We start from the raw sequence: 12633 nt of genomic DNA, 5'->3' as shown, positions 1-12633 counted from the left end.
TTTGGAGTGCAAGCTCTGCTTGCAAAGCAGGCGAAGCCTGCACTCCGCTGCCAACGATATAAACACCTATCTTCACCAGAGAAACATCATGAGCAAAGCAAAAATAGCCGCCATCGTCAGCCTGCTAAGCTTGCTGATCGGCTTAGGCTTGACCAGTACAGCCAGCGTGAATCCCGACACCATGCCAAAACCGCCAACGGCCAAACCGGCGTTGAACGTCAACATCATCAAGCCCGAATACCGCGAACTACCATTGACATTGACGGCCAACGGTTCGATAGCGCCATGGCAGGAAGTCATCGTCGGCGCGGAAGTCGGCGACTTGCAGTTGGCCGAAGTCCGGGTGCAGGTTGGCGAAAATGTGCGCAAAGGCCAAGTGCTGGCGGTATTTGCCGATGAAACCGTGACCGCCGAAGTCGCCAAAAGCCGCGCGGCGCTGGCCGAAGCCGAAGCCAATCTGGCCGAGGCCCGCGGCAATGCGGAACGGGCGCAAAGCATTGCCGGCAGCGGCGCGCTGAGCAGCTTGCAGGTGAATCAATACCTGACCGCCGAAAAAACCGCACAGGCAAAAATGCAATCGGCCAAAGCCCAGCTAGACGTGCAGTTAATTCAACTGAAACACACGCGGGTACCGGCCAGCGACGACGGCGTCATCTCTTCCCGTAGCGCAACCCAGGGCGCGGTGGTCGGCAAAGGCCAGGAGCTGTTTCGGATGATCCGCCAAAACCGGCTGGAATGGCGCGCCGAAGTCACCGCCGACGAAATGGCGAAATTGAAACCCGGCGTGGAAGCGACCGTGGCCGTCGCCGGAGTCGGCAACGTCAAGGGTAAAGTGCGCTTCCTCGCCCCTACGCTGGACACGCAAAACCGTAACGGCCTGGTCTATGTCGATCTGCCCGGAGCGGCCGCCCAGGGCTTGCGGGCCGGCATGTTCGCTAAAGGCGAATTCCGCTTAGGCGCCACGCCGGGCCTGATCGCGCCGCAAACCGCCGTTTCGCTTCGTGAAGGCTTTAGCTATGTGTTCCGCCTGAACGAACAAAACGGCAACCAGGCCAGCGTCAGCCAAGTCAAAGTGGAATTGGGCCGGCAAAACGGCGACGGTTTGGAAATATTATCCGGCATCCGGCCCGAAGACCGGCTGGTCGCCAGCGGCGCGACTTTTCTTGCCGACGGCGACAACGTCAGGCTGGTGCAGCCATGAACGTCTCTGCCTGGTGTATCCGCAACCCGATTCCGGCCTTGATGCTGTTCGTGCTGCTCAGTTTCGGCGGCTTAATGAGCTTCAAGGCGATGAAAATCCAGAACTTCCCGGACCTGGACCTGCCGACCGTCAGCGTGTCGGTATCGCTGCCTGGCGCTTCTCCGTCGCAGTTGGAAACCGACGTGGCGCGCAAAATCGAAAATTCGTTGGCGACATTGCAAGGGCTTAAACATATCACTACTAAGGTGCAGGACGGCTCGGTCAAGATAACGGTCGAGTTCCGCCTGGAAAAGCCGGTTCAGGAGGCGGTCGACGATGTGCGCTCGGCCGTATCGAAAGTCCGCGCCGATTTGCCCAGCGATGTCCGCGATCCTATCGTCACTAAAATGGACCTGGCCGGTTCGCCGATCCTGGCCTTTACGGTATCGTCGAATCGGCGCGACGACGAAGCCCTGTCCTGGTTTGTCGAAGATACCATCGCCAAGAAACTGCTGACAGTGCCCGGCGTCGGCGCGGTCAACCGGGTCGGCGGCGTCAGCCGGGAAATCGCCATTGCGATTGATCCACTTAAATTACAGGCTTTGGGCGCGACTGCGACCGAGATTTCCCAACAACTGCGCAGGGTCCAGCAGGAAAGCGCCGGCGGCCGCGCTAATCTCGGCACCGGCGAGCAACCGGTGAGAACGCTCGGCAATGTGCAATCGGCCGAGGAAATCCGGCTTATGCCGCTAAACCTCAGCAACGGCAGCCGGATTAGGCTGGATCAAATCGCCACGGTCAGCGATTCGGTGGCCGAGCCTCGCGCATTGGCAATGCTGAACGGCAAAGCGGTGGTCGGTTTTGAAGTCACCCGCAGCCGGGGCGCCGGCGAAGTCGAAGTCGGCGCCGGCGTACAAAAAGCTTTGGCCGACCTGCGCGCGGCCAATCCCGACATTGAAATTACCGAAGCGTTCAACTTCGTGACTCCGGTACGGGAAGAGTTTCAAGGCTCGATGGCGATGATTTATGAAGGCGCATTGCTGGCCGTATTGGTGGTCTGGCTGTTCCTGCGCGACTGGCGCGCTACGTTCGTGTCCGCCGTCGCGCTGCCGTTGTCGGTCATTCCGGCCTTCTGGGGCATGAGCTATTTCGGTTTCTCGCTAAACGGCGTGACTTTATTAGCGTTATCGTTGTCGATAGGCATACTGGTCGACGACGCGATTGTCGAAGTGGAAAACATTACTCGCCACCTGCGCATGGGCAAAAGCGCGTATCAGGCGGCGATGGAAGCGGCCGACGAAATCGGCCTGGCGGTCGTCGCAACAACGTTTGCGCTGGTCGCGGTGTTCCTGCCGACCGCTTTCATGGACGGCATCGCAGGGCGCTTCTTTAAGCAATTCGGCTGGACCGCGGCACTGGCCGTGGTCGCCTCGTTGGTGGTCGCGCGTATGCTGACGCCGATGATGGCCGCTTACCTGTTAAAAAATAAAGGCCACGCCGAACCCGGCGAAGGCGCTGTGATGCGTTTATATATGCAACTGGCGGCCTGGTGCCTGAAGCACCGGCTGATGACGATGCTTGCAGCCGTCGCGTTTTTCATCGGCACACTGCTGCTGGTTCCGTTATTGCCGACCGGCTTCATTCCTGCCGACGACAATCCCCAAACCCAGGTAATGGTGGAACTGCCGCCAGGCTCGACGCTAGCGCAAAGCAAAGCCTCGGCCGAAACGGCGCGCCAATTGCTCGGCTCGGTGCCGTATATCAAATCCGTTTATACGACCATCGGCGGCGGCTCGGCCGGCAGCGACCCGTTTTTAGGCGGCCAATCCGGCGAGGTGCGCAAAGCCACGTTGACCGTCACGCTGGCGAATCGCCAGGACAGGCCGGTGCATAAACAAGTCATCGAACACGACATACGCACTGCCTTGCAACAATTGCCCGGCGTCCGCATTAAAGTCGGCCTGGGCGGCAACGGCGAAAAATACATACTGGTATTGAGCGGCGACGATCCTCTGGCATTAAGCACTGCCGCGCGCAATGTCGAAAAAGACCTGAGAACGATACCCGGCCTTGGCAGCATCGCGTCTTCGGCGGCCTTGGTGCGCCCTGAAATCGCCGTGCGCCCGGATTTCGACCGCGCCGCAGACCTTGGCGTCAGCAGCGCAAGCATCGCCGAAACCCTGCGTATCGCCACGGTCGGCGATTACGACTACTCGCTGGCCAAGCTGAATCTTGCCCAACGGCAAGTGCCGGTGCTGGTCAAGCTGGCCGTCGACGGGCGCCGCGACTTGGCCGTACTGGAGCGCCTGGCGATACCGTCGGGCAAACCCGGCGTAGGTTCGGTGATGCTGAACCAGGTCGCCACGCTGGCGCTGTCCAGCGGCCCGGCCGTGATTGACCGTTACGACCGTTCCCGGAACATCAATTTTGAAATCGAACTGTCCGGCTTGCCGCTCGGCGACGTTGCCAATGCGGTCGCAAACCTGCCCAGCATCCGCAATCTGCCGAATGGCGTGAAGAAGATCAATATCGGCGATGCGGAAATGATGACCGAGCTGTTCAGCAGTTTCGGCCTGGCGATGCTGACCGGCGTACTGTGTATTTTCATCGTGCTGGTGCTGCTGTTTAAGGACTTTATCCAGCCGATTACGATCCTGACCGCGCTGCCGCTGTCGTTCGGCGGCGGCTTTATTGCGTTGCTGTTGGCCGGCAAGGCCTTATCGATGCCTTCGCTGATCGGCTTGGTGATGTTGATGGGCATCGCGACGAAAAACTCTATTTTGCTGGTCGAATACGCGATTGTGGCCCGCCGCGATCACGGCATGAGCCGGGTTGATGCGTTGCTCGACGCCTGCCGCAAGCGCGCCCGCCCTATCGTGATGACCACTATTGCGATGGGCGCCGGCATGATGCCGATTGCGTTGGGCCTTGGCGAAGCCGACTCGTCATTCCGCAGCCCGATGGCTATTTCCGTCATCGGCGGTTTGGTCACTTCGACGTTGCTGAGTTTGTTGGTCATACCGGTCGCTTATAGCTATCTGGATGACCTTAAGAATGCGTTCAAGCGGCTTGGGCTGCGTATAACTTCGGCACGGCACGTTGAGCAAGATTAATTGAAACAGGCCGTCGGCACTTTCGGCGGCCCGCATTCTTTTCGATATTAACTATCAACCCAAGGCGAGACAGTTTAAGGTTAAACCGTTCGTGGTGAGCTTGTCGAACCATGAACAGCTTAACCGCTCCCCTTCGACAAGGTTCTCCTGAGCTCCGGCGAACGGTTAAACTTCCTTCTGTCCCCTGCCTTAAATTCGATATTCATTGACGCAATTAACGAGTAAGTTCATGCTTGATATGATCTTCAAGATCCGGATTGGCTGCTGTTTTATCCGGCTATTTGGCACATAAAACCAATAAAATCAGCCCATTCCGTGCTACCCAAACTTACCGTTGGAGGTTGTGCGTGGATAATCTCAAATTTTCTTTAGAACGCTTTCTAGGTTCGCTGCCTGTTTCGCCAATGGCTGTGTTGGCGGCCGTTGCTCTGCTGGTTGGAGCGATGATGTCGTTTTACACGATTCCGGCCGAATCGGAAGGCATTGTGCTCCGCTTCGGCAAATATATCGAAAAAGTGCCGTCCGGACTGCATGCGAAGTTTCCGTTCGGCATCGACCGTATTATTCGTGTCCCGACTCAACGCCAACAAAAACTGGAATTCGGTTTTACGACGCCCGGTTATACGAATCCGGATCAAATCGGCAGCGAACCGATGCTGGAAAAATCGATGGTTACCGGCGACCTGAATGCGGCTTTGGTGGAGTGGATTGTGCAGTACCGCATTACCGATCCTGAAAAATACCTGTTCGACGTCCGCGATCCGGGCAGCACGTTAAGGGACCTGTCGGAAGCCGTGATGCGCGAAGTGATCGGCGACCGGACCGTCGACGAAATCATCACGATCGGCCGCCAAGAGATTGAGGAAACCGTACTCGAACGCGCCCGTGAGCTTGCCCAACGCTACCAGCTCGGCGTTTCGATTAACCAAGTGCAGTTAAAGAACGTCAACCCGCCGGTACCGGTGCAGCCTTCGTTTAATGAGGTGAATCGCGCCCAGCAAGACCGGGAAAACATGATCAACCTGGCGAACGGCGAATACAACAAAGCCGTGCCTCGCGCTCGCGGCGAAGCCGACCAGAAAGTTCGCGGCGCCGAAGGTTACCGCTTTAAACGGATTAACGAAGCGGAAGGCGATGTTTCCGCGTTCAATCAAGTGCTGGAGCAATATCTGAAAGCGCCGGACGTTACGCGTACGCGTATTTATCTTGAAACGCTGGGCGACGTTTTACCCCAAGCAAGCCAGCAGCTTATCGTTGACGATTCGATTCAGCAGATTTTACCGATGCTGCCCTTTCCGGCAAAAACAGTGGTGGAGGCTCAACAATGAATATCTCCGGTAAAAGCGGCTTATCGATCATCGTCCTGACGGCTGTATTATTGCTGTCAATCTACACCGTCAACCAGACCGAACAGGTCATCATCACCCAATTCGGCAGTCCGGTCGGCGACCCGATTACCAGTCCGGGCCTGCATTTCAAAATCCCGTTTATCCAGCGGGTCAACACTTTCGATAAACGCTATCTGGCATGGGACGGACCAATGGTTGAGATGTCGACCAAGGATAAAACTTACGTTCAAGTCGATACGTTTGCCCGCTGGCGGATTACCGACCCGATGCGTTATTACCTAAGGCTTAGGGATGAACGTAGCGCGCAATCCCGGCTAGAGGACATTTTAGGCAGCGAAACCCGGACAGCGATTGCCCGTCATGAACTGATTGAAGTCGTGCGCACCGATAAAGACCGGCAACCGCTGCAAGACGAGAGCTTGACCGGCCCTTTAACCGGCGAAGGCACGCTTGGCGTATTGCGGCCTATCCATGTCGGCCGAGTCAAAATTGAAAAAGACGTGTTCGACTCAGCAGCCCCGAAATTGGCCGAGTTCGGGATTGAACTGCTCGACGTCCGCTTCAAACGCATCAATTACAACCAGCAGGTGCTCGAACGCATTTACCAGCGCATGATTAGCGAACGCTTGCAGATTGCGCAACGTTTCCGTTCCGAAGGCGAAGGCGAAGCGGCGCGAATCAACGGCAACAAGGACAGGGACCTTAACCAGATCGAATCCGCAGCTTACAAGCAAGTTCATGAAATTCAGGGCGAAGCCGATGCCAAAGCGACGGAAATCTACGCCAAAGCCTATGCACAAAAGCCTGAAGCGGCGGAGTTTTATAAGTTTATTAAAAGCATGGAGACTTACCGGAAAATCATAAACCCCGATGCAACAATCGTGCTGTCCACCAAAAGCGATCTATTTACGTTGCTTAAGCAGGCGGAACAGAAAAACCGTTAATCGCTGTCATGAAAATTCTATTCGCGGCTTTGTTGCTGATCATTCCGGCCTGCTTGCAAGCGGACGATTCGTTCGCAGTTCAACTGCCGGAATGCTCTGCAAGAATAGAACGCCGAGCAGTGGAAGCTGAGGTGGCGCTGGTCAGAAGCGATTGCCCGTTATCGTTGCGATCGTTGACGCAACTTCTGGAGACCGGTTTTCATAACCTGTTTCCAGGCAACAGCTTGCCGGTTAGTAGCGTGTATCTTGGAAGGTTAATGAATTATCCGCAATGGTCGCAAGACTTGGCGGAATCCGCCATGCAATCTCAAGGCTGGAACGCCAAACGGGGGCGTCCTAAAAAAACCGGCGAGACTGAAAATCACCATGTTCGGATGCTGCTAAACGGTCCGGCTTATCCGCAGGCATTGAAACGGGCCTTTGCTCAGTATGGCTTGAGCGCATGTATTGCCAATGTGGAAAAGGTGTTGGTGTTTGAAGCCAAGGATATTTTTTCGGACTTAGCCAAAATGCCGGATAGAATTCCATCTAATGCCCGCTTGCCGGCCGATGCGCAGGTTTGGCTTCATCTACAGCCTGAGGGAACAATCTGTCGTTAGACGGAAAGCAGGCCGACAGCAACAAACCTTCCAGGTTTTAAAAACCTGGAAGGTCTACGTTCTGAACGGAGGCAGCGACACCGGAATATGGAAGCGATGTATCGCAAATATTTTCGTGTCTTTCGTGCTTTTCGTGGACTATGCTTCGGCTATAAGCCCTTACCACTGCCGCTTTTGTCCTTAACTTTGGAACCGGTTTTACCGGAATCCCCTGTACCGCTTTCATCATTATCCAAAGGATCGCCTTCATCCGGCGGGTTACCGTCGTATATCAAATATTCACGATGCTGAAGATAAGAGTTTTTTATGAAATCGTAACGATCGCCGCCGCTGGCTTCATTGACCACTTTTTCGCTGGTCATGATACCGGCACGGTAATCCGTCACATCCAATGCGCTGGTGCCTGCCGTGACCGCGGAACCAACAAATCCGCCAAAAATCGAGACATAGGTTAAAGGGTCCAGAAAAGCGTCGCCAATCAACCCAACCGTATCCCTGGGCGTACTGGCGCCAAAAAACGGCAATACCAAATAAGGGCCGGACGGTACGCCCCAAAAGCCCAAGGTTTGACCGAAGTCTTCATTATGTTTGGGCAAGTCGATCTTGTTAGCCCAATCGAAAATCCCCCCAACTCCGGCAGTTGTATTGATAACAAATCGGCTGATGTCCATGCCCCCCTGCAACAGCTTTAGCTGCAAAATATCGTTGATTGTTACGCCGATGTCGTTAATGTTGCTGAAAAAATTGGTCACACCGTCGTCAACGGCTTTATTGGTAACGTTTAAGTAGCCTACAGCAACCGGCTTTAACACATGCTTGTCAAAGCTGTCGTTAAAAGATTGCGTGCTTTTATTCCAACCTTGCCAAGGATCGGTTTCCCTTGCTTCTTTAAGTGTGGTAACGGCACAACCGTTTAGTACCGTCGTTGCTATGATGCAGGTTAATAATGGAAATTTAGTATTCATGGCTTGATGCTTATTCATGAGCTGTTTTTTGGAATTTTGCCGAAAAATTTGCCGGGCGAAAAAGAATTTAGCATTTTTGATTGTTGAATTCACGCTTAGTTTTGAATACATCGAGACGCTTATCAAACGCTAAAAATTTCAGTCATTCCGCAGCAGCGCCAAGAAATATCGAGCTGACTTTGCCTTTATTGAACCCAAAGATTAACCCGCCGTAGAGGCTGCCTGCGACAAAGCTTTTTGAAACCTGGCTTTCCTCCCTGTTCCAATCCGTTCGATAAGACTTTATTACCTCTTCCTCAGGGCTGCCGATACCAATGCCGCGTAGGGTTTTCAGGGTATTGGGGCGATTTATCGAAATGTAGCTTATCGACTGGGCGGAATTCTTTTTTTCCGAAACCATGCCGACTGTAATTCCACAACCGGTAAATCTCCATTCTTGATGATAAACGCCATCCGCTGCCCAAAATTGTTCTGCTCCCTGCTTAAGCGGACACCGAATAATCTTTTTAACCTCTGTATCGGATAGACCGATACGAAGGCTACCTATCCTCTCGGATTCAAGTAATGCAAATTCATCTGCTGAAAAAGAGGGCTTGCTAAGCAATCCCAACAGCATAATGCAAAAGATACCCTGTTTAATCATAAATAAGCCATAACGTTGGAGTTTCTATATATCATCTGTAGAATTTACGGATGGTTAAAGATTATTATCGTATTTTAGGCTTGGCAAATAATGCTGAAGATGTGGTTATACATGCCGCGTTTAAGTTACTTGCCCAAAAATACCATCCTGACAAATGGCTCGAAGAAAAGGAAGCCGCCAACCGGAGGATGAAGGAAATCAATGAGGCTCACAATACTTTATCCGACCCTCTGCGCAAAGCGAAATACGATCGACGCCACGGTTCTAATGATCCGGCTTCCGATTTTTACCGGGTTTTAGGCGTACTGGATAATGCCGACGAGTATCTGATTCAGGCGGCTCATAAAGCACTGTTGAAAAAATATCGAAATTTACCCAGCCATGATCTTCATGAAAACAGGCTCGAGCAAATCAATACGGCCTATCAAATTCTGGCCGATAGCTCAAAACGAAGAATTTACGATATTAAGAGAGAGAACGAATCTTTTCTGTTCCAGGAAAACTCGATGTCCGGTTTCAGCTTGCGAAGAATCTATCTAAGCTATTTCGTAGGCTTTTATATTGTCCTGGGCTTAATTGCCGCGATTGCGCTATTGATTCATTACTATGCAAACTAAGCAGTAAAGGGTTAGAGGTGTTGACCGGCTTCTATATTCACAACAGTTCCCGTATCGATCGCCCCTATTAAAGCGGGTTTGGGCAGCTTGTCTGCTCAAACCCTACATGCCCTTTGGGCATAATTACTGTTCTACATTCAAGAGATTCTATTATGCAAAAAACTATTGGTTACGCCGCTCATAATTCCAACTCGCCGCTCGTAGCATTCAGTTTCGAGCGGCGTGATCCGTTGCCGACCGATGTCCGGATTGAAATTCTGTTTTGCGGAGTCTGTCACTCCGATATTCATCAAGTGCGCAATGAATGGAGTAACTCGGCCTTTCCTATGGTACCCGGCCATGAAATCATTGGCAAAGTCACAAAAGTCGGTAGCGAGGTAAACAAATTTAAGCCCGGCGACACCGTTGGGGTCGGCTGTATGGTTGACTCCTGTAGGGAATGCCCGGATTGCCGCGATAATCTGGAGCAATTTTGTAATAACGCAGTATTTACTTATAACAGCCCCGATAAACATAGCGGCGGCAGCAACTACGGCGGCTACTCAGGACAGATCGTCGTCAACCAAGATTTTGTGCTGCATGTTTCGGATAAACTCGATCCGGCTGCCGCCGCGCCATTATTATGCGCCGGAATTACCACTTATTCCCCGTTAAAGCACTGGAAAATAGGCAAAGGCGACAAAGTCGGCATCGTCGGGTTAGGCGGACTCGGCCACATGGGTATAAAATTTGCCCGTGCATTTGGCGCCCATGTCGTGCTCTTTACCACGTCGCCGGATAAGACGGAAGATGCGAAGCGGCTTGGAGCTGACGAAGTAGTGATTTCCAGGAATCCCGGACAAATGCAACAGCATCTCGGCAGTTTCGACTTCATCCTTAACACTGTTGCTGCACCGCATAACTTGGATATTTACACGGAATTACTGAAGCACGACGGAACTTTATGTTTAGTCGGCCTGCCTGACCAGCCGCATCCGTCGCCCTCCGTCGGAAACTTAATTATGAAGCGCCGCAGTATTGCCGGTTCGCTGATTGGCGGCATAAAAGAAACCCAGGAAATGCTCGATTTTTGCGCTGAGCACAATATCGTTTCAGATATTGAAATTATCCCGATCCAACAGATTAATGAAGCGTACGAGCGGGTATTGAAAAGCGATGTGAAATACCGCTTTGTGATTGATTCGGCGAGTCTAAAACAGACGAAAGATTAAATTGTCTTATAAGTGCTCAAGCTAAAATTTTCTAGTATTTTGGAGTGCAAGCTCTGCTTGCAAAGCAGGCAAAGCCTGCACTCCAGCTTTGAAAACTTATATTCAGACGCTTAGTAGTAAGGCGCAATTCGTTAAGCCTTTTTGCGCCTTACCTGTCCGGACTACCGCATTAATAGCTGTAATTCTCGTCGTTAGAGCCGTTATCAAAATTATATTCATGCTCAATATCGAAGATTTGCGATTTTCTACGTTTTAAGAAAAACCGGCTACCTTCCGGGGATTCCAAAATCATTTCAACATTTCCACCAAAAATAAAATTATAAGAAAGTAATTTGAAATCATTGGGCATACCCTGAATCTTCACATGATTGCCTACCATCCAAACACTGCTCATACCGTTTTCATTTAAAAATAAAATTGTAAAAAAATGAACCTAGCGCCGCTTTAGCTATTACAGTCAGCTAAACAGCGATTCTTTGAAAAATACAGACTAATTATAATCCATTTTGAATAATTGAGAATAGCGAGCAACAAAATAATATTATTGAATATTAGCAGCTTATAAAACTTAATTGATCTATTTTATAAACACATAATACCGACCGGCAAGTTCTCGATAATTGCTATAAATTACAAACAAGCGCTCTATATATCGGCTGAGGACGCTTGAAATTTACATGGTAAACTTTACAACACGCACTTAACCCTGATTAAAAAGCTCCCGATGCCTGAATTACCCGAAGTTGAAACCACCTGCCGTGGCATAGCCCCGCATATTGAAGGGCAAGTCATTAAGCAAGTCATCGTACGCCAACCGAAACTGCGCTGGCCTGTACCTGAAACGCTCGGCCAAGTCTTAACGGGGCTCAGTATTCAATCTGTCTCCAGACGAGCAAAATACCTGCTGTTTTCCACCTCATCCGGCACCCTGCTTATGCATTTAGGCATGTCCGGCAGTCTGCGGATTATGTCTACAGACCAAGCAGTTGGAAAACACGACCATATCGATTTTATTTTTAATGACGGAACGATACTGCGCTTTAACGATCCCCGCCGGTTTGGCGCGGTGTTATGGACAACGGAACCCGCCGCCGAGCATCAATTGCTGAGAAATCTAGGCCCCGAACCGCTGTTATCGGACTTCAGCGGCGAGCAGCTCTATTCGCTATCCAAAAACCGAAAAATGCCGGTAAAGTCGTTCATCATGGACAGCCATATCGTTGTCGGCGTCGGCAACATTTATGCGAATGAAGCCTTGTTCATGGCCGGCATACAGCCTGCCCGACCGGCAGGCAGGATTTCTTTAGGGCGTTATCAGAAATTGGCCGAGTGTATTCGCGTGGTTTTACGCCAAGCCATCCAGCAAGGCGGTACAACGCTGAGGGATTTTGTCAATGAGGCGGGAAAGCCCGGTTATTTTCAACAACAACTTAGAGTTTATGGGCGGGCAGGATTGCCGTGCGCCGACTGTAACCGGCCATTAACGGAAATCAGGATAGCGGACCGGTCAACGGTATTTTGCGGTCATTGCCAACGCTAGATGTCTTACCAAACGATGCCGTAAGGCTATCTATTCCAACAGTCTGCTACTGAGCTGGTTCCAGTCACAGTTCTCGTTCCGGCTTGATCAATGCCAAGCACATTGCACTGAGCATCCGTAAAAGTAGGAGTGGCAGTAAGGGTGTAAGATGTCGCAGTATTAGTAGTCACCGCCAGCGTGTATTGCCCATCCGGAGATGAGTTCGCTGCCCCTAATTGAGCCAACGTGCCGTAAGTTGTATTATTCGCCCGATACTTCTCCTGCGCCTGCTGTAACTTTAACAGCCCGGCTTTGCCGTCACCCCGTTTAGCCTGTGTCACATAACTGGTATACGAAGGGTAAGCAATTCCCGCCAAGATACCGATAATAGCCACGGTAATCATCAATTCGATTAAAGTAAAACCGGAAGATCGTTTAAATGTGTACATGACTTTGCCTTAATTTAAATGCTTGGGTGACGCAAATATAGCAT

Annotated in this window: 12 protein-coding genes; 8 read left to right on the top strand and 4 right to left on the bottom strand. The window is 51.6% G+C overall.

All coding sequences use genetic code 11. The annotated features are described in order from the left end of the window. Positions 1-88: 88 nt before the first annotated feature. From EKO24_RS01335 to EKO24_RS01315, 5 genes are all read left to right on the top strand, one after another. On the top strand, positions 89-1201 hold the full coding sequence (locus tag EKO24_RS01335) for an efflux RND transporter periplasmic adaptor subunit (RefSeq protein ID WP_143733139.1): 1113 nt from the start codon (positions 89-91) through the stop codon (positions 1199-1201). After that, positions 1198-4293 carry an efflux RND transporter permease subunit gene (locus EKO24_RS01330; protein ID WP_127028659.1) on the top strand — a complete coding sequence of 1032 codons (3096 nt, stop codon included), beginning with the start codon at positions 1198-1200 and terminating at the stop codon, positions 4291-4293. The genes EKO24_RS01335 and EKO24_RS01330 overlap by 4 nt, the downstream gene beginning before the upstream one ends. A gap of 347 nt (positions 4294-4640) precedes the next feature. Then, positions 4641-5621, top strand: a complete 981-nt coding sequence (gene hflK / locus EKO24_RS01325; protein WP_241674356.1) for an FtsH protease activity modulator HflK — start codon at positions 4641-4643, stop codon at positions 5619-5621. Then, entirely contained in the window at positions 5618-6586 is a 969-nt protein-coding gene (gene hflC, locus EKO24_RS01320; protein ID WP_127028658.1) for a protease modulator HflC, read from the top strand. Before hflK ends, hflC begins: the two co-directional genes overlap by 4 nt. Positions 6587-6594: 8 nt before the next feature. Continuing rightward, positions 6595-7185, top strand: coding sequence for a hypothetical protein (locus EKO24_RS01315; RefSeq protein WP_127028657.1), 591 nt, complete (start codon positions 6595-6597; stop codon positions 7183-7185). Positions 7186-7334: 149 nt separating this feature from the next. On the opposite strand, the gene EKO24_RS01310 is transcribed toward EKO24_RS01315, so the two are convergent. Together EKO24_RS01310 and EKO24_RS01305 are read right to left on the bottom strand one after the other, a co-directional pair. Beyond that, positions 7335-8150, bottom strand: coding sequence for an MlaA family lipoprotein (locus EKO24_RS01310; RefSeq protein ID WP_127028656.1), 816 nt, complete (start codon positions 8148-8150; stop codon positions 7335-7337). 142 nt (positions 8151-8292) lie between these two features. Then, on the bottom strand, positions 8293-8793 hold the full coding sequence (locus tag EKO24_RS01305; protein WP_127028655.1) for a hypothetical protein: 501 nt from the start codon (positions 8791-8793) through the stop codon (positions 8293-8295). A 50-nt stretch (positions 8794-8843) separates the two neighbouring features. Here EKO24_RS01305 and EKO24_RS01300 point away from each other — a divergent pair, with 50 nt between their 5' ends. Together EKO24_RS01300 and EKO24_RS01295 are read left to right on the top strand one after the other, a co-directional pair. Further along, the gene (locus tag EKO24_RS01300; protein WP_127028654.1) at positions 8844-9410 is read left to right on the top strand and encodes a DnaJ domain-containing protein; all 567 of its coding nucleotides are present in this window, start codon (positions 8844-8846) and stop codon (positions 9408-9410) included. Between the two features lie 152 nt (positions 9411-9562). Continuing rightward, on the top strand, positions 9563-10621 hold the full coding sequence (locus tag EKO24_RS01295) for an NAD(P)-dependent alcohol dehydrogenase (RefSeq protein WP_127028653.1): 1059 nt from the start codon (positions 9563-9565) through the stop codon (positions 10619-10621). A gap of 169 nt (positions 10622-10790) precedes the next feature. On the opposite strand, the gene EKO24_RS01290 is transcribed toward EKO24_RS01295, so the two are convergent. Continuing rightward, positions 10791-11015 carry a hypothetical protein gene (locus EKO24_RS01290; RefSeq protein ID WP_127028652.1) on the bottom strand — a complete coding sequence of 75 codons (225 nt, stop codon included), beginning with the start codon at positions 11013-11015 and terminating at the stop codon, positions 10791-10793. Between the two features lie 330 nt (positions 11016-11345). Here EKO24_RS01290 and mutM point away from each other — a divergent pair, with 330 nt between their 5' ends. After that, positions 11346-12161, top strand: a complete 816-nt coding sequence (mutM, locus tag EKO24_RS01285; RefSeq protein WP_127028651.1) for a bifunctional DNA-formamidopyrimidine glycosylase/DNA-(apurinic or apyrimidinic site) lyase — start codon at positions 11346-11348, stop codon at positions 12159-12161. Between the two features lie 26 nt (positions 12162-12187). Here the strand turns inward: mutM and EKO24_RS01280 are convergent, their stop codons facing one another. After that, entirely contained in the window at positions 12188-12589 is a 402-nt protein-coding gene (locus EKO24_RS01280; protein WP_127028650.1) for a type IV pilin protein, read from the bottom strand. Positions 12590-12633: the final 44 nt, after the last annotated feature.

The sequence above is a fragment of the Candidatus Methylobacter oryzae genome (assembly GCF_003994235.2).
Taxonomy (GTDB): Bacteria; Pseudomonadota; Gammaproteobacteria; order Methylococcales; family Methylomonadaceae; genus Methylobacter_A; species Methylobacter_A oryzae.
The sequence above is the reverse complement of the archived record's forward strand: the minus strand, read 5'-3'. Positions and strand labels throughout refer to the sequence as shown.